General features: G+C 58.0%; 29 protein-coding genes. 3 read left to right on the top strand and 26 right to left on the bottom strand.

The annotated features are described in order from the left end of the window. Positions 1 to 23: 23 nt before the first annotated feature. Entirely contained in the window at positions 24 to 155 is a 132-nt protein-coding gene (locus CFII68_RS28010) for a hypothetical protein (protein ID WP_018612256.1), read from the bottom strand. 141 nt (positions 156 to 296) lie between these two features. After that, positions 297 to 1,292 carry a GlxA family transcriptional regulator gene (locus tag CFII68_RS05060; protein ID WP_018612254.1) on the bottom strand — a complete coding sequence of 332 codons (996 nt, stop codon included), beginning with the start codon at positions 1,290 to 1,292 and terminating at the stop codon, positions 297 to 299. 98 nt (positions 1,293 to 1,390) lie between these two features. Between CFII68_RS05060 and CFII68_RS05065 the strand changes: the two genes are divergently transcribed. Together CFII68_RS05065 and CFII68_RS05070 are read left to right on the top strand one after the other, a co-directional pair. Next, positions 1,391 to 1,948, top strand: a complete 558-nt coding sequence (locus CFII68_RS05065; RefSeq protein WP_018612252.1) for a cysteine hydrolase family protein — start codon at positions 1,391 to 1,393, stop codon at positions 1,946 to 1,948. Between the two features lie 90 nt (positions 1,949 to 2,038). Then, the gene (locus CFII68_RS05070) at positions 2,039 to 2,653 is read left to right on the top strand and encodes a hypothetical protein (RefSeq protein ID WP_177325056.1); all 615 of its coding nucleotides are present in this window, start codon (positions 2,039 to 2,041) and stop codon (positions 2,651 to 2,653) included. Positions 2,654 to 2,780: 127 nt separating this feature from the next. On the opposite strand, the gene CFII68_RS05075 is transcribed toward CFII68_RS05070, so the two are convergent. Together CFII68_RS05075 and CFII68_RS05080 are read right to left on the bottom strand one after the other, a co-directional pair. After that, positions 2,781 to 3,302, bottom strand: a complete 522-nt coding sequence (locus CFII68_RS05075) for a single-stranded DNA-binding protein (RefSeq protein ID WP_003206078.1) — start codon at positions 3,300 to 3,302, stop codon at positions 2,781 to 2,783. A gap of 9 nt (positions 3,303 to 3,311) precedes the next feature. Then, the gene (locus tag CFII68_RS05080; protein WP_018612247.1) at positions 3,312 to 4,709 is read right to left on the bottom strand and encodes an MFS transporter; all 1,398 of its coding nucleotides are present in this window, start codon (positions 4,707 to 4,709) and stop codon (positions 3,312 to 3,314) included. 179 nt (positions 4,710 to 4,888) lie between these two features. Between CFII68_RS05080 and uvrA the strand changes: the two genes are divergently transcribed. Then, positions 4,889 to 7,723, top strand: coding sequence for an excinuclease ABC subunit UvrA (uvrA, locus tag CFII68_RS05085; RefSeq protein ID WP_014340469.1), 2,835 nt, complete (start codon positions 4,889 to 4,891; stop codon positions 7,721 to 7,723). A gap of 123 nt (positions 7,724 to 7,846) precedes the next feature. Here uvrA and bfr read toward each other — a convergent pair whose 3' ends face one another. From bfr to rplP, 22 genes are all read right to left on the bottom strand, one after another. Beyond that, positions 7,847 to 8,311: a bacterioferritin gene (bfr, locus tag CFII68_RS05090; protein ID WP_014340470.1), complete on the bottom strand. Its 465-nt coding sequence runs from the start codon at positions 8,309 to 8,311 to the stop codon at positions 7,847 to 7,849. Positions 8,312 to 8,469: 158 nt separating this feature from the next. Continuing rightward, entirely contained in the window at positions 8,470 to 9,918 is a 1,449-nt protein-coding gene (locus CFII68_RS05095) for a catalase (protein WP_018612243.1), read from the bottom strand. Between the two features lie 224 nt (positions 9,919 to 10,142). Next, positions 10,143 to 10,529: a 50S ribosomal protein L17 gene (rplQ, locus tag CFII68_RS05100; RefSeq protein ID WP_003186009.1), complete on the bottom strand. Its 387-nt coding sequence runs from the start codon at positions 10,527 to 10,529 to the stop codon at positions 10,143 to 10,145. A 42-nt stretch (positions 10,530 to 10,571) separates the two neighbouring features. Next, a complete protein-coding gene (rpoA, locus tag CFII68_RS05105) occupies positions 10,572 to 11,573 on the bottom strand; it encodes a DNA-directed RNA polymerase subunit alpha (protein WP_003186012.1) in 1,002 nt (333 codons plus the stop codon). Between the two features lie 22 nt (positions 11,574 to 11,595). Beyond that, entirely contained in the window at positions 11,596 to 12,216 is a 621-nt protein-coding gene (gene rpsD, locus CFII68_RS05110) for a 30S ribosomal protein S4 (protein ID WP_003176404.1), read from the bottom strand. Positions 12,217 to 12,234: 18 nt separating this feature from the next. After that, positions 12,235 to 12,624, bottom strand: a complete 390-nt coding sequence (gene rpsK, locus CFII68_RS05115; protein WP_002555466.1) for a 30S ribosomal protein S11 — start codon at positions 12,622 to 12,624, stop codon at positions 12,235 to 12,237. A 30-nt stretch (positions 12,625 to 12,654) separates the two neighbouring features. After that, positions 12,655 to 13,011: a 30S ribosomal protein S13 gene (gene rpsM / locus CFII68_RS05120; RefSeq protein WP_003186020.1), complete on the bottom strand. Its 357-nt coding sequence runs from the start codon at positions 13,009 to 13,011 to the stop codon at positions 12,655 to 12,657. 129 nt (positions 13,012 to 13,140) lie between these two features. Next, positions 13,141 to 13,257, bottom strand: coding sequence for a 50S ribosomal protein L36 (gene rpmJ / locus CFII68_RS27155; protein WP_002555468.1), 117 nt, complete (start codon positions 13,255 to 13,257; stop codon positions 13,141 to 13,143). A 30-nt stretch (positions 13,258 to 13,287) separates the two neighbouring features. Further along, the gene (secY, locus tag CFII68_RS05125; protein WP_018612224.1) at positions 13,288 to 14,616 is read right to left on the bottom strand and encodes a preprotein translocase subunit SecY; all 1,329 of its coding nucleotides are present in this window, start codon (positions 14,614 to 14,616) and stop codon (positions 13,288 to 13,290) included. Next, complete coding sequence (gene rplO / locus CFII68_RS05130) at positions 14,617 to 15,054, bottom strand: 50S ribosomal protein L15 (protein ID WP_003186032.1); 438 nt, start codon at positions 15,052 to 15,054, stop codon at positions 14,617 to 14,619. Positions 15,055 to 15,057: 3 nt separating this feature from the next. Continuing rightward, positions 15,058 to 15,234, bottom strand: a complete 177-nt coding sequence (rpmD, locus tag CFII68_RS05135) for a 50S ribosomal protein L30 (protein WP_010438202.1) — start codon at positions 15,232 to 15,234, stop codon at positions 15,058 to 15,060. Between the two features lie 2 nt (positions 15,235 to 15,236). Next, the gene (rpsE, locus tag CFII68_RS05140) at positions 15,237 to 15,737 is read right to left on the bottom strand and encodes a 30S ribosomal protein S5 (protein ID WP_003186035.1); all 501 of its coding nucleotides are present in this window, start codon (positions 15,735 to 15,737) and stop codon (positions 15,237 to 15,239) included. A gap of 3 nt (positions 15,738 to 15,740) precedes the next feature. Continuing rightward, entirely contained in the window at positions 15,741 to 16,091 is a 351-nt protein-coding gene (gene rplR / locus CFII68_RS05145) for a 50S ribosomal protein L18 (RefSeq protein ID WP_003186037.1), read from the bottom strand. Between the two features lie 10 nt (positions 16,092 to 16,101). After that, a complete protein-coding gene (gene rplF / locus CFII68_RS05150) occupies positions 16,102 to 16,635 on the bottom strand; it encodes a 50S ribosomal protein L6 (RefSeq protein WP_003186039.1) in 534 nt (177 codons plus the stop codon). Positions 16,636 to 16,647: 12 nt separating this feature from the next. Beyond that, positions 16,648 to 17,040 carry a 30S ribosomal protein S8 gene (rpsH, locus tag CFII68_RS05155; RefSeq protein ID WP_003186040.1) on the bottom strand — a complete coding sequence of 131 codons (393 nt, stop codon included), beginning with the start codon at positions 17,038 to 17,040 and terminating at the stop codon, positions 16,648 to 16,650. A 210-nt stretch (positions 17,041 to 17,250) separates the two neighbouring features. Beyond that, entirely contained in the window at positions 17,251 to 17,556 is a 306-nt protein-coding gene (rpsN, locus tag CFII68_RS05160) for a 30S ribosomal protein S14 (RefSeq protein ID WP_003186042.1), read from the bottom strand. Between the two features lie 13 nt (positions 17,557 to 17,569). Then, complete coding sequence (rplE, locus tag CFII68_RS05165; protein WP_003186044.1) at positions 17,570 to 18,109, bottom strand: 50S ribosomal protein L5; 540 nt, start codon at positions 18,107 to 18,109, stop codon at positions 17,570 to 17,572. Between the two features lie 20 nt (positions 18,110 to 18,129). After that, positions 18,130 to 18,444: a 50S ribosomal protein L24 gene (gene rplX, locus CFII68_RS05170; protein ID WP_007896770.1), complete on the bottom strand. Its 315-nt coding sequence runs from the start codon at positions 18,442 to 18,444 to the stop codon at positions 18,130 to 18,132. 11 nt (positions 18,445 to 18,455) lie between these two features. Continuing rightward, positions 18,456 to 18,824 carry a 50S ribosomal protein L14 gene (rplN, locus tag CFII68_RS05175; RefSeq protein ID WP_002555479.1) on the bottom strand — a complete coding sequence of 123 codons (369 nt, stop codon included), beginning with the start codon at positions 18,822 to 18,824 and terminating at the stop codon, positions 18,456 to 18,458. Between the two features lie 23 nt (positions 18,825 to 18,847). Beyond that, the gene (rpsQ, locus tag CFII68_RS05180; protein ID WP_003176419.1) at positions 18,848 to 19,114 is read right to left on the bottom strand and encodes a 30S ribosomal protein S17; all 267 of its coding nucleotides are present in this window, start codon (positions 19,112 to 19,114) and stop codon (positions 18,848 to 18,850) included. Positions 19,115 to 19,116: 2 nt separating this feature from the next. Then, positions 19,117 to 19,308 carry a 50S ribosomal protein L29 gene (gene rpmC / locus CFII68_RS05185; RefSeq protein WP_002555481.1) on the bottom strand — a complete coding sequence of 64 codons (192 nt, stop codon included), beginning with the start codon at positions 19,306 to 19,308 and terminating at the stop codon, positions 19,117 to 19,119. Continuing rightward, on the bottom strand, positions 19,308 to 19,721 hold the full coding sequence (gene rplP / locus CFII68_RS05190) for a 50S ribosomal protein L16 (protein ID WP_003186052.1): 414 nt from the start codon (positions 19,719 to 19,721) through the stop codon (positions 19,308 to 19,310). The genes rpmC and rplP overlap by 1 nt, the downstream gene beginning before the upstream one ends. Positions 19,722 to 19,725 lie beyond the last annotated feature (4 nt).

Raw genomic sequence — 19,725 nt, 5'->3', positions numbered from 1 at the left:
TTAGATAAGGGAAGGTGCAGAGATCAGGCCAACGAGGTGATGGCGATGAGGGTCAGCCAAGCGGGCACGTCGGGAGCAATTGATAGCACCGGGCCTGTTTCATTCTGCACGAGAGACGGCAGGCATCCGGCAAATTGCACGATCTCCAGCAGCATACGCCCCCTCCTGTGGCGAGGGAGTCTATGTGGGAGCAAGGCTTGCCCGCGATGAAGGCGCTGCGGTCTTTCAGAAATCGAGGCGCCTCCATCGCGGGCAAGCCTTGCTCCCACAAATCCCCTCGCCACAAAGGATCAGCGTCAGCCTTTGGGAACGCTCGACGGGCTTGCTCCAAACCGCGCCCGGTAATCGCTCGGCACCAACCCGGTGATTTTCTTGAACGTCGCGCGAAAGGCGCTCGGGTCCTGGTAACCGACGGTCCAGGCAATGTGGTCGATGGTGCCATTGGTGAACTCCAGCATTTCCCGGGCCTTGCCGACGCGCAGGTGCTGGCAGTATTCGGTGGGCTTGAGCCCGGTGGCGGCGCGAAACCTGCGCAGGAAAGTACGTTCTTCCAGACCGGCGCGTTCGGCCATCGCACCGAGGGAAACCTCCACCGCGCCGCTGCTTTGCAACCAATGCTGGACCTTGAGAATCGCCGGGTCGCCATGGCCGAGGATGGGCGCAAAGTTACTGCCGCACTGGCTCGCGCTGTCGCTGTGCTCGATCACCAGAAATTGCGCCGTACGCGTGGCGATGCTGGGCCCGAGCAGACGGTCTACCAGGCGCAGCCCCAGTTCCGACCAGGCCATCAGCCCGGCGGTGGTGATCAGGTCACCGTCGTCGACGATGGGTTTGTCGGCGTTGAGCTTGATCTTCGGGTAACGCGCGGCAAAGGTCTTGGCCGAAGTCCAGTGGGTGGTGGCGCTGCGCCCGTCAAGCAGGCCGCTTTCGGCCAGCAGGATCGAGCCCACGCAAACCCCGCCCAGCACTGTGCCGTCGGCATGCTGCGCCCGCAGCCAATCCATCAGCGCCTGAGAGACCAAGCCTGCACTGAAACCGGCAAGGGACGGTGGAATCAACAACGCCACCAGCTTGCCCGCCGGGCCGGTTTCGCTGTCGAACACCCGCAGCGGAGCCTCGCCCTCCTCTGCCCGCCAGTGACTCACCCGCAGCGTTGGCAACTGCACGCTGGCATGCTCGGCCGCGATCCGCTGCGCCACGGCAAACAGATCGGTCAAGCCATGCACCGCCGCCAGTTGCGCGCCAGGGTAAATGAGCACCCCAAGCTCGGCGACTGCCCTTTGCTGCGTCATTGTCAGTTTTCCCTCGCTTATTGTCGTTGTGGCCAATCCTCGAAGCGACGGCAAAAGCCAATACTGGCTTCACACCCAATCTGATCAAGGAAGCCCCCATGTCCAAGCAAGCGCTCATCGTAGTCGATATCCAGAACGACTACTTCCCCCAGGGCAAATGGCCGTTGGTCGGCGCCCACGCCGCCGCCGATAACGCCGCACGCTTGATCGAAGCCTTTCGCCAGGCCGGCGACAGTGTGGTGCATATCCGCCACGAATCCACCTCCGACGACGCCCCCTTCTTCACCCCAGGCTCCGAAGGCGCACAGTTGCACCCCAAGGTGCTCAACCGCGCCGACGAACCGGTGGTGCTCAAGCACTTCGTCAATTCGTTTCGCGAAACCGAACTGCAAGCCATCCTCGACCAGCATGGCGTCGAGCAACTGGTGGTGGTCGGCAGCATGAGCCACATGTGCGTTCACGGCGTGGTGCGGGCGGCGGCGGACCTGGGCTACGGCGTCACGGTGATTCATGATGCCTGCGCCACCCTCGACCTGGAATTCAACGGCGTCGTCGTGCCGGCTGCCCAGGTGCATGCGGCGTTCATGGCCGCGCTGGGTTTTGCCTACGCGAGTGTGGTGAGCACCGAGCAATTCCTGAGCGAAAAACAGGCGTAGGCGCAGCCATAAACAGCAAGCGAAAATGACTAGGCGTGTGTGAGCAGTTACGACGAGAATGGCCGGGTATTTTTCCCAAGAGCCAGCCGCATGAAACGCAAACGCCCGCCGCGCCTGGTCGAATCCCCGTTCCCGACCGCTACATCAGCGCCACGGCACCCGCCCACGTGGGATTGCCCAAGCGACGTATCCAGGCAGGGATTCCTGGGCACCATGATTTACGCTGCGGGGATGTTACTGGCCCTGCCCGTCTACGGGCTGGCAGTGTTTACCATGATGCTGTTCAAGGTCGAAGGTCTGTCGTCCATTCACATGAGAATGATCGAAGATCCGCTGATTCTAGCGCTCATGTTCATCAGCGCATTCGCGGCCGTCTGCGTGATCAACTGGCTCGTCTCCGGGCCCAAGGTGCTTGGCTTCTGCTTCGACGAACGCCAGCAACGCCTCACCTTCACCCAGCGCCGCCCTGCCCGGCAAACCACCGAAGAATGCGTGCCCTACAGCGATATCCATTCCATCAGGCCCTACATAACGACCGCTTCCGCCCACTTTTGTCACTTTGTGGTGTGCTTCGCCGGGGCCAATGGCAAGCCGATCGAACTTCGGTTTTCGGATGTAACGGTGCGGGACATGGCGTTCCATGCCGAGTGGTTGAGGCAGTCGATTGGCGAGAAGATGCAGGAAGTATTGGATCTGGATTTGTGAGCAAGACCTGGATCGCGCGGTGTCCTCGATCCACGAACCAGGCCTGCGCCAATCAATAAAAAGCCCCAAGGGCAAAGTGCGCTTGGGGCCTTTTTCAAACTATTGGCTGAGTAGTCTCAACCCGTCATCAGAACGGAATATCGTCATCAAAGCTGTCGAAATCCGGAGCTGGTTGCGGCGCGGCCTGTTGTGGGGCCGGGCGTTCGCGTTGTGGCTGTGGCGCCGACTGCGGACGAGGTGCCTGCTGACGCGGGGCCGGAGCCGACTGCTGGTAGTTGTTGCCACCTTGCTGCTGGTCGCCCTGTGGACGACCGCCCAGCAGTTGCATGGTGCCTTGCATGTCGACCACGATTTCGGTGGTGTAACGCTTGATACCGTCCTTTTCCCACTCGCGAGTCTGCAACTTGCCCTCGATGTACACCTGCGAACCCTTGCGCAGGTATTCGCCGGCGATCTCAGCCACCTTGCCGAACATCGACACGCGGTGCCATTCGGTCTTCTCGACCTTCTGGCCGGTCTGCTTGTCGGTCCACTGTTCGCTGGTCGCCAGACTCAGGTTGGTCACGGCGTTGCCGTTCGGCAGGTAGCGAACTTCGGGATCCTGGCCGCAAGTACCGACCAATATGACTTTGTTAACCCCACGGGCCATAACGTTCTCCTAGGCTTCGCACGTAGTCGGGGCCGGGTTGTTCACCAGGCGCTCGAGCGTCGCGCGATCCAATAATTCGGTGTCGAGTTTGATATACACGGCCGCTTCGTCGGCGACCACCACTGCATCGGTTACTCCAACGACGGCCTTCAGACGCTCGGTCAGGCCAGCCTCACGAATCGCCTCGGGCGATAAGGGCAAGCGCAGGCTCGTCACATAGGGAGGTTCGCGCATGGTAACAGCAAAGGCGAACCAAAGTGCAGCCAGCGCGGCACAACCCAGGAACACAACCGACAAACCGCCATGCTGGAACAGCCAGCCGCCGAGGATCCCGCCCAACGCCGAACCCAGGAACTGGCTGGTGGAATAGACCCCCATCGCCGTGCCCTTGCCGCCCGCCGGTGAAACCTTGCTGATCAGCGATGGCAGCGATGCTTCCAGCAGATTGAACGCGGTGAAGAACACCACCGTGCCGATCACCAGGGCCCGCAAGCTATCGCCGAACTGCCAGAAGAATAGCTCAGTGAGCATCAGCGTCATGACGGCGCCGAGCAAAACTCGTTTCATTTTGCGTCGTTTCTCGCCATAGATGATGAACGGAATCATGGCGAAGAACGAAATCAGCAGCGCCGTCAGGTAGACCCACCAGTGCTGCTCCTTGGGCAGGCCGGCCTTCTCGACCAGCGCCAGCGGCAAGGCTACGAAGCTGGACATCAGCATGGCGTGGAGCACGAAAATGCCCAGGTCCAGGCGCAACAGGTCCGGGTGCTTGAGCGTCGGGATCAAGGCTTGACGCGCCACCCCGGATTCCCGGTGCTGCAACGGGCCAGTGGCGTGCGGCACCATGAACGCCACGATCAGGATCCCCACCAATGCCATGGCACCGGTTGCCAGGAACAGGCCCGACAAACCAAAGGCGCGGGTCAGCAAGGGGCCCACGACCATGGCGACGGCGAACGACAGACCGATGGTCATGCCGATCATGGCCATGGCCTTGGTCCGATGCTGTTCGCGGGTCAAGTCTGACAACAGCGCCATGACAGCCGCGGAAATAGCCCCGGCGCCCTGTAGGATCCGTCCGGCGATCACGCCCCAGATCGAGTCGGCATTGGCCGCCAGCACACTGCCAAGGGCGAAGACGATCAACCCCAGGTAGATGACCGGACGCCGGCCGATGCGGTCGGAAATGACCCCGAACGGGATCTGGAAGATCGCCTGGGTCAGGCCATAGGCGCCAATCGCCAACCCGATGAGGGCCGGGGTCGCGCCAGCCAGGTCCATGCCATAGGTCGCCAGCACCGGCAACACCATGAACATGCCCAGCATACGGAAGGCGAACACCAGGGCCAGACCGCTTGCTGCGCGTGTCTCGCCACTACTCATGCGTTCGCTGTGGGGATCTTGCATGGAAAAACCTCATGTGAACCGGCGGCGATTCTACCAGTCCCATCGATTGAGAGGGTATATGGCGACCGTTTGCCGCGCAGTCTTCATGTATGGCTGCAATCGCACCTTCAATAGTGTGCATCCATCCAGTATTTGCCCGTATACTCCTACGTTTTCGACGCCCGCCGAGCGAGGCCACTTTGGACAAGATCCTGATTCGTGGGGCCCGTACCCACAACCTGAAGAACATCGACCTGACCCTGCCACGGGACAAGCTGATCGTCATCACCGGCCTGTCCGGATCCGGCAAATCATCCCTGGCCTTCGACACGTTGTACGCTGAAGGCCAGCGGCGCTATGTCGAATCGCTGTCGGCCTACGCCCGGCAGTTCCTGTCGATGATGGAAAAACCCGACGTCGACACCATCGAAGGCCTGTCGCCGGCGATTTCCATCGAACAGAAGTCGACCTCCCATAACCCCCGGTCGACGGTCGGCACCATCACCGAGATCTACGACTACCTGCGCTTGCTGTATGCGCGGGTCGGTATTCCCCGTTGCCCCGATCACGACATCCCCCTGGAAGCCCAGACCGTCAGCCAGATGGTCGACCTGGTGCTGGCCCAGCCGGAAGGCAGCAAGCTGATGCTGCTGGCGCCAGTGATTCGCGAGCGCAAGGGCGAACACCTGATGGTTTTCGAAGAACTGCGCGCCCAGGGCTTCGTGCGGGCCCGGGTCAACGGCAAGCTGTGCGAACTGGACGAATTGCCGAAGCTGGATAAACAGAAGAAGCATTCGATCGATGTGGTGGTCGACCGCTTCAAGGTCCGGGCCGACCTGCAACAGCGGCTGGCCGAGTCCTTCGAGACGGCGCTGAAACTGGCCGACGGTATCGCCCTGGTCGCACCAATGGACGACGAGCCTGGCGAAGAGATCATTTTCTCCGCGCGCTTCGCCTGCCCGATCTGCGGCCACGCCATCAGCGAGCTGGAACCCAAGCTGTTCTCCTTCAACAACCCGGCCGGCGCCTGCCCGACCTGCGATGGCCTGGGGGTCAAGCAGTTCTTCGACACCAAGCGGCTGGTCAATGGCGAGCTGACCCTGGCCGAAGGCGCGATTCGCGGCTGGGACAGGCGCAACGTCTATTACTTCCAGATGCTCGGTTCACTGGCAGCCCATTACAAGTTCAGCCTGGACATGCCGTTCAACGAGTTGCCCGCTGACCAGCAGAAATTCATCCTGCAGGGCAGTGGCTCGCAGAATGTCGACTTCAAGTACCTCAACGACCGCGGCGATATCGTCAAGCGCTCCCACCCGTTCGAAGGCATCGTGCCGAACCTGGAGCGACGCTACCGCGAGACAGAGTCAGCCAGCGTGCGCGAAGAACTGGCCAAGTTCCTCAGCACCCAGCCCTGCCCCGATTGCCGTGGCACCCGCCTGCGTCGCGAAGCGCGGCATGTGTGGGTCGGCGAGAAGACGCTGCCGGCGGTGACCAACCTGCCGATTGGCGACGCCACCGAGTATTTCGGCGGCTTGAAGCTCACCGGTCGTCGTGGCGAAATCGCCGACAAGATCCTCAAGGAAATCCGCGAGCGCCTGCAGTTCCTGGTAAACGTCGGCCTGGATTACCTGACCCTCGATCGCAGCGCCGACACCCTGTCCGGCGGCGAAGCCCAGCGTATCCGCCTCGCCAGCCAGATCGGCGCCGGCCTGGTGGGGGTGATGTACATCCTCGACGAGCCGTCCATCGGCCTGCACCAACGGGACAACGACCGACTGCTCGGAACCCTGAAGCATCTGCGGGACATCGGCAACACGGTGATCGTGGTCGAGCACGACGAGGACGCCATCCGCCTGGCCGACTACGTCGTCGACATCGGCCCGGGCGCGGGCGTGCATGGCGGGCATATCGTCGCCCAGGGCACCGCCGCCGAAGTCATGGCGCACCCTGATTCGCTGACGGGCAAATACCTGTCGGGCCGGGTCAAGATCAAGGTCCCGGCCAAACGTACGCCGCGCAACAAGAAATTGTCGCTGACCCTCAAGGGTGCTCGCGGCAACAACCTGCGCAACGTCGACCTGGAAATCCCGATCGGCCTGCTGACCTGCGTTACCGGCGTGTCCGGCTCCGGCAAATCGACGCTGATCAACAACACCCTGTTTCCCCTCAGTGCCACGGCCCTGAACGGCGCCACCACCCTGGAAGCGGCCGCCCACGACAGCATCAAGGGCCTGGAGCACCTGGATAAAGTCGTCGACATCGACCAAAGCCCCATCGGCCGTACCCCGCGCTCCAACCCGGCGACCTATACCGGGTTGTTCACACCGATCCGTGAACTGTTCGCCGGCGTGCCGGAGTCCCGCTCACGGGGCTACGGCCCGGGGCGTTTCTCGTTCAACGTCAAGGGCGGGCGCTGCGAAGCCTGCCAGGGCGATGGCCTGATCAAGGTGGAAATGCACTTCCTGCCCGACATCTACGTGCCGTGCGATGTGTGCAAGAGCAAGCGCTACAACCGCGAGACCCTGGAGATCAAGTACAAGGGCAAGAACATCCACGAAACCCTCGAGATGACCATCGAGGAGGCCCGAGTGTTCTTCGACGCGGTGCCGGCCCTGGCGCGCAAGCTCCAGACGCTGATGGATGTCGGCCTGTCGTATATCAAGCTGGGGCAGTCGGCAACGACGTTGTCCGGCGGTGAGGCCCAGCGGGTCAAGTTGTCCCGCGAGCTGTCCAAGCGCGACACCGGCAAGACCCTGTATATCCTCGACGAGCCGACCACAGGCCTGCACTTCGCCGATATCCAGCAATTGCTCGACGTGCTGCACCGCCTTCGCGACCACGGCAACACCGTGGTGGTGATCGAACACAACCTGGACGTGATCAAGACCGCTGACTGGCTGGTGGACCTGGGGCCGGAAGGCGGCTCCAAAGGCGGCCAGATCATCGCCGTGGGTACACCGGAACAAGTGGCCGAGATGAAGCAGTCCTACACTGGCTACTACCTCAAGCCGCTGCTGGAACGTGATCGGGACTGATTTCACCCGAGCACGAAAAAGCCCCTGTCATCTCATCGATGGCAGGGGCTTTTTTTGTTTGATCGTTCCCACGCTCTGCGTGGGAATGCAGCTTGGGACGCTCTGCGTTCCCTTTCCCAGCAATCAGAACTGCGATTGCAGGTAGTTCTCCAACCCGATCAACTTGATCAGACCCAACTGCTTCTCCAGCCAGTAGGTATGGTCTTCTTCGGTGTCGTTGAGCTGGATCCGCAGGATCTCGCGGGTCACATAGTCGTTGTGCTGCTCGCAGAGCTCGATGCCTTTGCACAGCGCAGCGCGGACTTTGTATTCCAGGCGCAGGTCGGCGGCGAGCATGTCGGGCACCGTGGTACCGACGTCGAGATCATCGGCACGCATGCGTGGCGTACCTTCGAGCATCAGGATCCGGCGCATCAGTGCATCGGCGTGCTGGGTCTCTTCTTCCATCTCGTGGTTGATACGTTCGTAGAGCTCGGTAAAACCCCAATCCTCGTACATCCGCGAATGGATGAAATATTGATCACGGGCTGCCAGCTCGCCGGTCAGCAACGTGTTGAGGTAATCGATTACGTCTGGGTGACCTTGCATCGCCCTACATCTCCACAAGCTTTTAAAGGTTGTAGTTTGAACCAAGCTGACCGCAAGGTCACTGTCTCAACGCTACAAAAGCGAAGAAAATCCGAGAAAACCGGGTTAAATAACGCAAAAACCGCCCTAATGAGGGCGGTTCTGCTTCTCGTTTAGACTTAGTTAAGCGCTACACCCAAGGCTTTTGCGATGCCCTCTCCATAGGCAACATCGGCCTTGAAGAAATGCTGCAACTGACGGTCAACCACATCTGCCGACACGCCCCCCATTGCACCGGCGATGTTGCTGATCAACAGCGCCTTCTGCTCCTCGCTCATCAAGCGGAACAGCGCACCGGCGTGACTGTAGTAGTCGGTGTCTTCGCGATGATCAAAACGGTCCGCCGCGCCACTGAGGGCCAGTGCTGGTTCTGCATAACGCGGGGCCTGCTTCGGTGCCTCCACGTAGCTGTTAGGCTCGTAGTTCGGTGCCGCCCCGCCATTGCTGCCAAACGCCATGGCACCGTCGCGCTGGTAGGTATTGACCGGACTGCGCGGCGCATTCACCGGCAATTGCTGGTGATTGGTGCCCACACGGTAGCGGTGCGCATCAGCGTAGGCGAAGACGCGACCCTGCAGCATACGGTCCGGCGAGAGACCAACCCCTGGCACCATGTTGCTCGGGCCGAACGCCGCTTGCTCGACTTCGGCAAAGTAGTTCAGCGGGTTACGGTTGAGCTCAAGCACACCGACTTCGATCAACGGGAATTCTTTCTGCGACCAGGTCTTGGTGACGTCGAACGGATTCTCGTAATGCGCTGCGGCCTGGGCCTCGGTCATGACCTGGATGCAAACGCTCCATTTCGGGAAATCACCGCGCTCGATGGCGCTGAACAAGTCACGCTGGGCGTAATCCGGGTCGGTACCCGCCAGGCGTGCTGCCTCTGCCGGCGCGAGGTTCTTGATCCCTTGCTGGGTCTTGTAGTGCCACTTCACCCAGCGGCGCTCACCCTGCGCGTTGATCAGGCTGTAGGTGTGACTACCGAAGCCGTGCATGTGGCGGTAGCCATCCGGAATGCCGCGATCAGAGAACAGAATGGTGACCTGGTGCAACGCCTCAGGCGAATGCGACCAGAAATCCCACATCGCCTGGGCGCTTTTCAGGTTGCTTTGCGGCAGACGTTTCTGGGTGTGGATGAAGTCTGGAAACTTCAACGGATCACGAATGAAGAATACCGGCGTGTTGTTGCCGACGATGTCCCAGTTACCTTCCTCGGTGTAGAACTTCAGGGCGAAACCGCGCGGGTCACGTTCAGTGTCGGCCGAACCACGCTCGCCACCCACGGTGGAGAACCGCAGGAAGGTGGGCGTCTGCTTGCCGACTGACTCGAACAACTTGGCGCTGGTGTACGGGGTAATGTCCTGGGTGACGGTGAATGTGCCGTAGGCGCCCGAGCCTTTGGCGTGCACACGGCGCTCAGGAATGTTCTCGCGATTGAAGTGAGCAAGCTTCTCGATCAGGTGGAAATCGTCGAGCAGCAGCGGGCCGCGCGGGCCGGCGGAACGAGAGTTCTGGTTATCGGCGACAGGAGCGCCGCTGGCGGTCGTAAGCGTTTTGGTCTGGCTCATGCTCAATCTTCCTAGGTCGGTCTTCGAACTGCCGGCTAATCGGCTGGAAAGGAGTATTGATCATATTAATGACAGTATCCAAATTCATTAAATCATGGACATCGATAGTCATTATCTAACACTGAATACTTGCCAATAGCCAAGCCGGTCGAAGCGGCTTACCTGCTTTTCCTTCAGGCAACAAAAAACCGGGCACAAGGCCCGGTTTTTTGTATGTTGCCGACTTACTCAGCGGATACAGCTTCACCGCTGGTAGCACGATCAACCAACTCGACGTACGCCATAGGCGCGTTGTCGCCAGCGCGGAAACCGCACTTGAGGATGCGCAGGTAGCCACCCTCACGGGTAGCGTAACGCTTGCCCAGGTCGTTGAAGAGCTTACCAACGATAGCTTTCGAACGAGTACGGTCGAAAGCCAGACGGCGGTTAGCCAGGCTATCTGTCTTGGCCAGAGTGATCAGCGGCTCAGCAACGCGACGCAGTTCTTTGGCTTTCGGCAGTGTAGTTTTGATCAGCTCGTGCTCGAACAGCGACACCGCCATGTTTTGGAACATGGCCTTGCGGTGCGAGCTGGTGCGGCTCAGGTGACGACCACTTTTACGATGACGCATGGTTCATTCCTTACCAAACACAACGTTCGGTGATTACGACGATCAGGCAGTCGCCTTGTCGTCCTTCTTAAGACTTGCAGGCGGCCAGTTGTCGAGGCGCATGCCGAGGGACAGACCGCGGGAGGCCAGAACGTCCTTGATTTCAGTCAAGGATTTCTTGCCAAGGTTCGGAGTCTTCAACAGCTCTACTTCGGTACGCTGAATCAGGTCGCCGATGTAGTAGATGTTTTCCGCCTTAAGGCAGTTAGCCGAACGTACAGTCAGTTCCAGATCGTCAACCGGGCGAAGCAGGATCGGATCGATCTCGTCTTCCTGCTCGACAACCACTGGCTCACTGTCACCTTTGAGGTCGACGAACGCAGCCAACTGCTGTTGCAGGATGGTTGCAGCACGGCGGATAGCCTCTTCAGGATCCAGGGTACCGTTGGTTTCCAGATCAATAACCAGCTTGTCCAGGTTGGTACGCTGTTCGACACGGGCGTTTTCCACCACGTATGCGATACGGCGAACTGGGCTGAACGAAGAGTCAAGCTGCAAGCGACCGATGCTGCGGCTTTCGTCTTCATCGCTCTGACGCGAGTCTGCCGGTTCATAACCACGACCACGAGCTACAGTGAGCTTCATGTTCAGGGCGCCGTTAGACGCCAGGTTAGCGATTACGTGATCGGGGTTAACGATCTCGACATCATGATCCAGCTGAATATCGGCAGCGGTAACCACCCCCGAACCCTTCTTCGACAAGGTCAGCGTAACTTCGTCACGACCGTGCAGCTTGATAGCCAGACCTTTAAGGTTCAACAGGATTTCAATTACATCTTCCTGTACACCTTCGATGGCGCTGTACTCGTGGAGCACACCGTCAATCTCGGCCTCGACTACTGCACAGCCGGGCATTGAGGACAACAGGATGCGGCGCAGCGCGTTGCCCAGGGTGTGGCCGAAACCACGCTCGAGAGGCTCGAGTGTGATCTTGGCGCGGGTTGGACTGACAACCTGCACATCAATATGGCGGGGTGTCAGGAACTCATTTACCGAAATCTGCATGGATGCACCTATTTTCTAGCCCTTACTTGGAGTAGAGCTCGACAATCAGGCTTTCGTTGATGTCGGCGGACAGATCACTGCGAGCAGGAACGTTCTTGAAAACGCCCGACTTCTTCTCAGTGTCTACTTCTACCCATTCTACGCGGCCACGTTGGGCACACAGATCGAGAGCTTGGACAATGCGAAGTTGGTTCTTTGCTTTCTCGCGAACAGCAACCACGTCACCAGCACGAACCTGGTAGGACGGAACGTTTACGGTCTGACCGTTAACGCTGATCGACTTGTGCGATACCAGCTGACGGGATTCGGCACGAGTAGAACCGAAACCCATACGGTATACAACGTTGTCCAGACGGCATTCGAGCAGTTGCAACAGGTTTTCGCCGGTTGCGCCTTTCTTGCCAGCAGCTTCTTTGTAGTAGCCGCTGAATTGACGCTCGAGAACGCCGTAGATACGACGGACCTTCTGCTTTTCACGCAGTTGGGTGCCGTAGTCGGACTGGCGACCGCGGCGTTGGCCGTGGATACCAGGTGCTGCTTCAATGTTGCACTTCGATTCGATCGCGCGCACGCCGCTCTTCAGAAAAAGATCGGTGCCTTCGCGACGAGCGAGTTTGCATTTTGGACCAATGTAACGAGCCATTCTTTACAATCTCCTGGATTACACGCGGCGCTTCTTCGGCGGACGGCACCCGTTGTGCGGGATTGGCGTCACGTCGGTGATGCTGGCGATCTTGTAGCCACAGCCGTTCAAAGCGCGGACTGCGGATTCACGACCTGGACCTGGACCTTTGACGTTGACGTCGAGGTTTTTCAGGCCGTATTCCAGCGCAGCTTGACCAGCACGTTCAGCAGCTACTTGAGCAGCGAACGGGGTGGACTTGCGGGAACCGCGGAAACCCGAACCACCGGAGGTAGCCCAGGAAAGAGCGTTACCTTGACGGTCGGTAATGGTCACGATGGTGTTGTTAAAAGAAGCATGGATGTGGGCGATGCCATCAACCACTGTCTTTTTAACTTTTTTACGAGGACGAGCAGCAGGTTTTGCCATGATTAAATTCCTGTCGATTCGCTGGGGCGATTACTTGCGGATCGGCTTACGCGGACCTTTACGGGTACGCGCGTTGGTCTTGGTACGCTGACCGCGTACTGGCAGACCACGACGATGACGCAGACCGCGATAGCAACCGAGGTCCATCAAGCGCTTGATTTTCATGTTGATTTCGCGACGCAGGTCACCTTCAGTGGTGAACTTCGCCACTTCGCCACGCAGCTGTTCAATCTGCTCGTCGCTCAGATCTTTGATCTTTGCCGCTGGGTTGACCCCAGTCACTGCACAAATTTTCTGTGCAGTAGTGCGACCAACACCATAGATGTAGGTCAGCGAGATAACAGTATGCTTGTTATCTGGAATGTTGACGCCTGCAATACGGGCCATTCAGTGGGACTCCAATTGACAGCTACCTACGCCCCGGAAGCCAAGAAATAGGGCGCGAGATAATATCGCTGTAATAACAAATAATCAACCCGGCAGCGCACTAGCTGCCGGGCTTAAGCACAATCACACTCAGCCTTGGCGCTGTTTGTGACGCGGTTCCGCGCTGCAAATTACCCGAACAACACCTTCGCGGCGAATAATCTTGCAGTTACGGCACAGCTTTTTCACCGATGCACGAACTTTCATCACCAACTCCTCGAACCTTATGGACGCTACTCAGCGCAACATGCCGCTGCCGTAGCCCTTCAGGTTGGCTTTCTTCATCAGGGATTCGTACTGGTGCGAAACGAGGTGCGATTGTACTTGGGACATGAAGTCCATCACAACCACGACCACGATCAGCAACGAGGTCCCGCCAAGGTAGAACGGTACGTTTGCCGCAACCACCAGGAACTGGGGAAGCAGGCACACGGCCGTCATGTAAAGAGCACCGAACAAGGTCAAACGAGTCAAAACGCCATCAATGTAGCGCGCCGACTGCTCACCTGGACGGATACCCGGAATAAAGGCACCGGACTTCTTCAGGTTTTCCGCTACGTCTTTCGGATTGAACATCAACGCCGTATAGAAGAAGCAGAAGAAAATAATCCCTGCACTAAACAGCAGAATATTCAACGGCTGACCAGGAGCGATCGACTGCGAGATGTCCTGCAACCAGCCCATACCTTCAGACTGGCCGAACCAGGCACCCAACGAAGCTGGGAACAGCAGGATGCTGCTCGCGAAAATAGCCGGAATAACGCCGGCCATGTTCACCTTCAACGGCAAGTGGCTGGTCTGCGCAGCAAACACCTTGCGGCCCTGCTGACGCTTGGCGTAGTGAACAGCAATACGCCGCTGACCACGCTCGATGAACACCACGAAACCGATAATCGCTACTGCCAACAGACCGATGGCAACCAGGGCGAAAATATTGATATCGCCCTGACGCGCAGACTCGAAAGACTGCCCGATTGCTCTCGGAAGACCGGCGACGATACCTGCGAAGATCAACATCGAGATACCGTTGCCAACACCACGCTCAGTAATCTGCTCACCCAGCCACATCATGAACATCGCGCCCGCCACAAAAGTGGTTACCGCAACGAAATGGAAGCCAAAGTCACCAGTGAACGCTACGCCCTGCCCCGCCAGACCGATGGACATGCCAACAGCCTGGACGAGAGCGAGGACGACAGTGAGGTAGCGGGTGTACTGGCTGATCTTGCGACGGCCAGCTTCACCTTCCTTCTTCAACTGCTCCAGCTGCGGGCTGACGGCGCTCATCAATTGCATGATAATCGATGCCGAAATGTACGGCATGATCCCCAGTGCAAAGATGCTCATCCGCTCCAGCGCGCCGCCGGAAAACATGTTGAACAAGCTAAGAATGGTCCCCTCATTCTGTCGAAACAGGTCCGCGAGTCGGTCCGGGTTGATACCTGGAACCGGGATGTGTGCGCCTATTCGGTAGACGATAATCGCCAGGAACAGAAAACGCAGACGAGCCCAGAGTTCAGACATACCGCCTTTGCCGAGCGCAGAGAGAGCACCTTGCTTAGCCATTTATTCCTCGAACTTGCCGCCAGCTGCTTCGATAGCCGCGCGCGCACCTTTGGTGGCGCCGATTCCCTTTCCGATGGTGACAGCACGAGCAACTTCGCCCGACAGCATGATTTTCACACGCTGAACGTTCTGGTTGATCACGTTGGCATCCTTCAGGGACTGCACGGTGACGATGTCGCCATCCACTTTGGCCAGCTCGGACAGACGCACTTCTGCGCGGTCCATGGCTTTCAGGGAAACGAAACCGAACTTCGGCAGGCGACGATGCAGCGGCTGTTGACCGCCTTCAAAGCCTGGAGCAATGGTGCCACCGGAGCGGGAGGTCTGACCTTTGTGGCCACGGCCACCGGTCTTGCCCAAACCACTACCGATACCACGGCCCGGACGATGCTTTTCACGACGGGAACCCGGCGCTGGACTCAGATCATTGAGTTTCATCGATTAACCCTCGACACGCAGCATGTAGTAAGCCTTGTTGATCATCCCGCGATTCTCGGGAGTATCCAGGACTTCTACAGTGTGACCGATGCGACGCAGACCCAAACCCTTAACACACAGTCTGTGGTTAGGGATGCGGCCGGTCATGCTTTTGATCAGCGTAACTTTTACGGTAGCCATGATCAGAAGATCTCCTTGACGCTTTTGCCACGCTTGGCGGCAATGGATTCAGGAGACTGCATTGCTTTCAAACCCTTGAAAGTGGCGTGAACCACGTTTACCGGGTTAGTCGAGCCGTAGCACTTGGCCAGAACGTTCTGAACGCCAGCAACTTCGAGGACAGCACGCATAGCGCCGCCAGCGATGATACCGGTACCTTCAGAAGCAGGCTGCATGTACACCTTCGAAGCGCCATGGGCGGACTTCATTGCGTACTGCAGAGTGGTGCCGTTCAGATCAACCTGGATCATGTTGCGGCGAGCAGCTTCCATTGCCTTCTGGATCGCAGCAGGCACTTCACGCGACTTGCCACGGCCGAAGCCAACACGGCCTTTACCATCACCCACTACGGTCAACGCAGTGAAAGTGAAGATACGGCCGCCTTTAACGGTTTTGGCTACGCGGTTAACTTGAACCAGCTTCTCGATGTAGCCTTCGTCGCGCTTTTGGTCGTTATTTGACATAACTTAGAACTCCAGCCCAGCTTCACGAGCAGCATCAGCCAGCGCCTTGACGCGGCCGTGGTACTTGAAGCCAGAGCGGTCGAAAGCCACCTGCGAGACGCCAGCGGCTTTAGCACGCGTAGCGACCAGCTGGCCAACCTTAGTGGCCGCGTCGATGTTGCCAGTGGCGCCATCACGCAGTTCTTTATCCAAAGTCGAGGCACTTGCCAGGACTTTGTTGCCGTCGGCCGAAATGACCTGGGCGTAGATGTGCTGCGACGAGCGGAACACGCAGAGACGCACGACTTCGAGTTCGTGCATTTTCAGGCGTGCTTTGCGAGCGCGACGCAGTCGAGTAACTTTTTTGTCGGTCATTTGCTATGCCCTACTTCTTCTTGGCTTCTTTACGACGGACGACTTCGTCCGCGTAGCGCACACCTTTGCCTTTGTACGGCTCTGGTGGACGGAAGTCGCGGATCTCGGCGGCCACTTGACCTACCAGCTGCTTGTCGATGCCCTTGATCAGGATATCGGTCTGGCTAGGAGTCTCAGCGGTGATGCCTTCCGGCAGTTCATAATCCACTGGGTGCGAGAAGCCAAGAGCCAGGTTCAGCACTGTGCCTTTTGCTTGCGCTTTGTAACCAACACCGACCAGCTGGAGCTTGCGCTCGAAGCCTTGGCTTACGCCTTGGACCATGTTGTTTACCAACGCACGAGTGGTACCAGCCATTGCGCGAGTCTGTTGATCGCCATTGCGAGCAGCGAAACGCAGCTCACCAGCTTCTTCAACAATCTCAACGGACGAATGGATGTTCAGTTGCAGAGTGCCCTTGGCACCCTTCACCGAAAGCTGTTGGCCTGCGAATTTGACTTCGACACCGGCTGGCAGCTTAACGGGGTTCTTAGCGACGCGTGACATGCTTATCCCCCCTTAGAACACAGTGCAAAGAACTTCGCCGCCGACACCGGCAGCGCGCGCAGCACGATCCGTCATCACACCTTTGTTGGTGGAGACGATAGACACACCGAGACCGCCACGAACTTTTGGCAGATCATCGACGGACTTGTACTGACGCAGGCCTGGACGGCTAACGCGCTTCACTTCCTCGATGACCGGACGGCCTTCGAAGTACTTCAGCTCGATGGACAGCAGAGGCTTGATTTCGCTGCTGATCTGATAACCCGCAATGTAACCTTCGTCCTTCAGGACTTTGGCAACAGCTACCTTCAAAGTAGAAGATGGCATGCTTACGACGGACTTTTCAGCCATCTGGGCATTACGGATACGAGTTAGCATGTCCGCTAACGGGTCCTGCATACTCATGGGCTAGACGCTCCTAATACACAAAAAATTAGCCTTTCGGCTAGTACGTGTCGCCGAGCGCATCCGTGCAATAAAAACACGGGCTCAGGCGAGCCGGGTATTCTAGACACACCCCACAAATGAATCAAGCCCCAAAAGGGGCTTGATTCAAGTTCAAGGCCACCGGCGGTCAGGATCTTGCGATCCCGAACGCCGCGACTTTGACAGTGCTTACCAGCTGGCTTTAACCAGACCTGGAACGTCACCACGCATTGCAGCTTGACGCAGCATGTTACGGCCGAGGCCGAACTTGCGGTACACGCCGTGCGGACGACCAGTCAGGCGGCAGCGGTTACGCATGCGCGAGGCGCTTGCGTCACGTGGCTGCTTCTGCAGGGCTACGGTAGCTTCCCAACGTGCTTCTGGACTTGCGTTCAGATCAACGATGATAGCTTTCAGCGCTGCACGCTTGGTGGCGTACTTGGCAACGGTGAGCTGACGCTTCAGCTCACGGTTCTTCATGCTCTTCTTGGCCATTTTCCTACTCCAATCAGTTGCGGAACGGGAATTTGAAAGCGCGCAGCAGTGCGCGACCTTCGTCATCCGTCCGAGCAGTGGTGGTCAGGGTAATGTCCAGACCGCGGAGAGCATCGATCTTGTCGTAATCGATTTCCGGGAAAATGATCTGCTCTTTAACGCCCATGCTGTAGTTACCACGACCATCGAAGGACTTGGCATTCAGGCCGCGGAAGTCGCGAACCCGAGGCAGGGAGATCGACAGCAGACGATCCAGGAACTCGTACATACGCTCACGGCGCAGGGTCACTTTGACGCCGATCGGCCAACCTTCACGGACTTTAAAGCCAGCGATGGATTTCCGAGCGTAAGTCACAACGACTTTCTGACCGGTGATCTTTTCCAGGTCGGCAACAGCGTGCTCGATGACTTTTTTGTCGCCGATCGCTTCGCCCAGACCCATGTTCAGGGTGATTTTGGTAACGCGCGGAACTTCCATCACGTTCGAAAGCTTAAGTTCTTCCTTAAGTTTCGGTGCGATTTCCTTCCGGTAAATCTCTTTTAGTCGTGCCATGGTCTTCTACCTAGCAGTGTTCAAGCATCAACCGCTTTTTGGGTCGACTTGAAGACACGAATTTTCTTACCGTCTTCTACTTTGAAACCAACGCGGTCAGCCTTGTTGGTTTCGCCGTTGAAGATGGCGACGTTGGAAGCGTGCAGTGGCGCTTCTTTCTCGACGATACCGCCTTGTACGCCCGACATCGGGTTTGGCTTGGTATGGCGCTTGACCAGGTTCAGACCACCAACAACCAGACGGTCATCAGCGAGAACCTTAAGCACCTTACCGCGCTTACCTTTGTCTTTGCCGGCGATCACGATGATCTCGTCGTCACGACGAATCTTTTGCATGTCGGATCTCCTTACAGCACTTCTGGGGCGAGCGAGACGATCTTCATGAACTTCTCAGTACGAAGTTCACGGGTCACTGGCCCAAAGATACGGGTGCCGATCGGCTCTTGCTTGTTGTTCAACAGAACAGCAGCGTTGCCATCAAAGCGGATAATGGAGCCATCTGCACGGCGAACACCGTGACGAGTGCGGACTACAACAGCAGTCATCACTTGGCCTTTTTTCACTTTACCGCGAGGAATTGCTTCCTTGACGGTAACCTTGATGATGTCACCGATACCAGCGTAACGACGATGGGAGCCACCCAGCACCTTGATGCACATAACGCGGCGAGCGCCGCTGTTATCGGCCACATCGAGCATGGATTGAGTCTGAATCATATAATTTCTCCGACCCCTAGTCCTTAGACTTCCACAGCGCGTTCGAGAACATCAACCAGCGCCCAAGACTTGGTCTTGGCCAAAGGACGAGTTTCACGAATAGTGACTTTGTCGCCGATGTGGCACTGATTGGTTTCGTCGTGCGCGTGCAGCTTAGTCGAACGCTTAACGTATTTACCGTAGATCGGGTGCTTAACGCGACGCTCGATCAGAACGGTGATGGTTTTGTCCATCTTGTCGCTGACAACACGGCCAGTCAGCGTACGGACAGTTTTTTCGGCTTCAGCCATGATTACTTACCTGCCTGCTGGTTGAGCACAGTTTTCACGCGAGCGATGTCACGCTTAACTTGCGAGAGCAGATGAGACTGCCCCAACTGGCCAGTTGCTTTCTGCATACGCAGATTGAACTGGTCGCGCAGCAGGCCGAGCAGTTGCTCGTTCAGCTGCTGTGCTGATTTTTCACGAAGTTCATTCGCTTTCATCACATCACCGTCCGTTTAACAAAGGAGGTGGCGAGCGGCAGCTTTGCAGCAGCCAGGGCGAAAGCCTCACGCGCCAGCTCTTCAGAAACACCCTCGATTTCATACAGGACTTTGCCTGGCTGAATCTGGGCAACCCAGTACTCCACGTTACCCTTACCTTTACCCATCCGAACTTCGAGTGGCTTCTTGGTGACAGGCTTGTCCGGGAATACACGGATCCAGATCTTGCCGCCACGTTTTACGTGACGGGTCAGAGCACGACGCGCTGACTCGATCTGACGAGCGGTGAGACGACCACGAGCAACAGACTTCAGCGCGAACTCGCCGAAGCTGACTTTGCTACCGCGCAATGCCAGGCCACGGTTGTGACCGGTCATCTGCTTGCGGAACTTCGTACGCTTTGGTTGCAACATTTGG

The organism is Pseudomonas sp. CFII68, assembly GCF_000416195.1.
In the GTDB taxonomy this organism is placed as follows: domain Bacteria; phylum Pseudomonadota; class Gammaproteobacteria; order Pseudomonadales; family Pseudomonadaceae; genus Aquipseudomonas; species Aquipseudomonas kilonensis.
The sequence above is the reverse complement of the archived record's forward strand: the minus strand, read 5'-3'. Positions and strand labels throughout refer to the sequence as shown.

Excerpts from the sequence above, each read along its gene's own strand:
- rplF (WP_003186039.1), bottom strand. The coding sequence starts at position 16,635 with ATGTCACGCGTCGCTAAGAACCCCGTTAAGCTGCCAGCCGGTGTCGAA.
- rpmC (WP_002555481.1), bottom strand. The coding sequence starts at position 19,308 with ATGAAAGCGAATGAACTTCGTGAAAAATCAGCACAGCAGCTGAACGAG.
- rplR (WP_003186037.1), bottom strand. The coding sequence starts at position 16,091 with ATGACCGACAAAAAAGTTACTCGACTGCGTCGCGCTCGCAAAGCACGC.
- rplQ (WP_003186009.1), bottom strand. The coding sequence starts at position 10,529 with ATGCGTCATCGTAAAAGTGGTCGTCACCTGAGCCGCACCAGCTCGCAC.
- CFII68_RS05070 (WP_177325056.1), top strand. The coding sequence starts at position 2,039 with ATGAAACGCAAACGCCCGCCGCGCCTGGTCGAATCCCCGTTCCCGACC.
- rpsQ (WP_003176419.1), bottom strand. The coding sequence starts at position 19,114 with ATGGCTGAAGCCGAAAAAACTGTCCGTACGCTGACTGGCCGTGTTGTC.
- CFII68_RS05080 (WP_018612247.1), bottom strand. The coding sequence starts at position 4,709 with ATGCAAGATCCCCACAGCGAACGCATGAGTAGTGGCGAGACACGCGCA.
- rplO (WP_003186032.1), bottom strand. The coding sequence starts at position 15,054 with ATGAAACTCAATGATCTGAGTCCAGCGCCGGGTTCCCGTCGTGAAAAG.
- rpsM (WP_003186020.1), bottom strand. The coding sequence starts at position 13,011 with ATGGCCCGTATTGCAGGCGTCAACATTCCAGATAACAAGCATACTGTT.
- rpsH (WP_003186040.1), bottom strand. The coding sequence starts at position 17,040 with ATGAGTATGCAGGACCCGTTAGCGGACATGCTAACTCGTATCCGTAAT.
- rpsK (WP_002555466.1), bottom strand. The coding sequence starts at position 12,624 with ATGGCAAAACCTGCTGCTCGTCCTCGTAAAAAAGTTAAAAAGACAGTG.
- rplN (WP_002555479.1), bottom strand. The coding sequence starts at position 18,824 with ATGATTCAGACTCAATCCATGCTCGATGTGGCCGATAACAGCGGCGCT.
- rpsD (WP_003176404.1), bottom strand. The coding sequence starts at position 12,216 with ATGGCTCGTTACATTGGTCCAAAATGCAAACTCGCTCGTCGCGAAGGC.
- CFII68_RS05065 (WP_018612252.1), top strand. The coding sequence starts at position 1,391 with ATGTCCAAGCAAGCGCTCATCGTAGTCGATATCCAGAACGACTACTTC.
- CFII68_RS05060 (WP_018612254.1), bottom strand. The coding sequence starts at position 1,292 with ATGACGCAGCAAAGGGCAGTCGCCGAGCTTGGGGTGCTCATTTACCCT.
- rpsN (WP_003186042.1), bottom strand. The coding sequence starts at position 17,556 with ATGGCCAAGAAGAGCATGAAGAACCGTGAGCTGAAGCGTCAGCTCACC.
- rpsE (WP_003186035.1), bottom strand. The coding sequence starts at position 15,737 with ATGTCAAATAACGACCAAAAGCGCGACGAAGGCTACATCGAGAAGCTG.
- rplE (WP_003186044.1), bottom strand. The coding sequence starts at position 18,109 with ATGGCACGACTAAAAGAGATTTACCGGAAGGAAATCGCACCGAAACTT.
- CFII68_RS05075 (WP_003206078.1), bottom strand. The coding sequence starts at position 3,302 with ATGGCCCGTGGGGTTAACAAAGTCATATTGGTCGGTACTTGCGGCCAG.
- rplX (WP_007896770.1), bottom strand. The coding sequence starts at position 18,444 with ATGCAAAAGATTCGTCGTGACGACGAGATCATCGTGATCGCCGGCAAA.
- rpmJ (WP_002555468.1), bottom strand. The coding sequence starts at position 13,257 with ATGAAAGTTCGTGCATCGGTGAAAAAGCTGTGCCGTAACTGCAAGATT.
- CFII68_RS05095 (WP_018612243.1), bottom strand. The coding sequence starts at position 9,918 with ATGAGCCAGACCAAAACGCTTACGACCGCCAGCGGCGCTCCTGTCGCC.
- rpoA (WP_003186012.1), bottom strand. The coding sequence starts at position 11,573 with ATGCAGATTTCGGTAAATGAGTTCCTGACACCCCGCCATATTGATGTG.
- bfr (WP_014340470.1), bottom strand. The coding sequence starts at position 8,311 with ATGCAAGGTCACCCAGACGTAATCGATTACCTCAACACGTTGCTGACC.
- rplP (WP_003186052.1), bottom strand. The coding sequence starts at position 19,721 with ATGTTGCAACCAAAGCGTACGAAGTTCCGCAAGCAGATGACCGGTCAC.
- rpmD (WP_010438202.1), bottom strand. The coding sequence starts at position 15,234 with ATGGCTACCGTAAAAGTTACGCTGATCAAAAGCATGACCGGCCGCATC.
- CFII68_RS28010 (WP_018612256.1), bottom strand. The coding sequence starts at position 155 with ATGCTGCTGGAGATCGTGCAATTTGCCGGATGCCTGCCGTCTCTCGTG.
- secY (WP_018612224.1), bottom strand. The coding sequence starts at position 14,616 with ATGGCTAAGCAAGGTGCTCTCTCTGCGCTCGGCAAAGGCGGTATGTCT.